This window comes from Mycolicibacter sinensis, from assembly GCF_001673565.1.
In the GTDB taxonomy this organism is placed as follows: Bacteria; Actinomycetota; Actinomycetes; order Mycobacteriales; family Mycobacteriaceae; genus Mycobacterium; species Mycobacterium sinense_C.
Window position 1 is genome coordinate 1 of sequence record NZ_LZMF01000152.1, and the last position, 866, is coordinate 866.

At 66.5% G+C, this 866-nt stretch carries 1 protein-coding gene; it reads right to left on the reverse strand.

Translation table 11 applies throughout. The features are described 5' to 3' along the window. The coding region (locus A5648_RS22200) for an SDR family NAD(P)-dependent oxidoreductase (RefSeq protein WP_065026636.1) at positions 1 to 861 on the reverse strand (861 nt) is incomplete at its 3' end. Between the last annotated feature and the right edge of the window lie 5 nt (positions 862 to 866).

The following is an 866-nucleotide window of genomic DNA, read 5'->3' on the forward strand; positions in this document are numbered from 1 at the left end:
GGCGCCGAGTTTCTCCATGGTCTGCACCGAGAACGGTTGCGCCATCCGCCGGTTGATGCCCGGCGCGATACGCAGCATGAAATACCCCAGCCACGCCTCGGTACGCACCGGAACCACCGCCAGATCGAAACGCACCGCACGCACCGCCGCCCGCGCCACCAGATCCGGACTCATCGGCGCGAATGGCAACTTCGCCGCCAACTCCTGCACCTGCCGATTGAGCCGCAACCCCCGCTCCATCAGCTCCTGATCCACCCCCACCGTCACCGCATTGTCACCGATACTGGTGTTGATCACCCCCGGACAGATCGCACTGACCCCAATCCCCTTGGGCCCCAACTCCAACCGCAAACACTCGGTCAGCATCTTGACCCCGGCCTTGGACACCGAATACGGCGCCATCACCGGCGTCGGGGTGAACGCCGCCGCCGAGGCGATATTGACGATATGCCCACCGCCGTGCTCGACCATCTGAGCGCCGAACACCCGACACCCATACACCACCCCCAGCAGGTTCACCGACAACTGCCGCTCCCAGTCCGCCGGGCTCAACTCCAGAAACGGGCCCCCCACCAGCATGCCGGCGTTGTTGACCAGCACATCGGTGGGCCCGTAATCGGCCAGCACATCGCGGGCGAAGCTCTCCCACTGCCCGGCATCGGTGACATCCAGGCGCACCGCCGAGGCGTTGCCGCCGGCCCCGCGGATCATCGCCGTCGTGGCCTGCGCAGCATCCAGATCCACATCCGAGACCACCACATGCGCACCCAACCTGGCGAACCGCTTCGCAGTCGCCCGCCCGATCCCACTGCCCGCCCCGGTCACCACCACCCGCGACAACCGCACCCGATTGATCTTCACGCGTT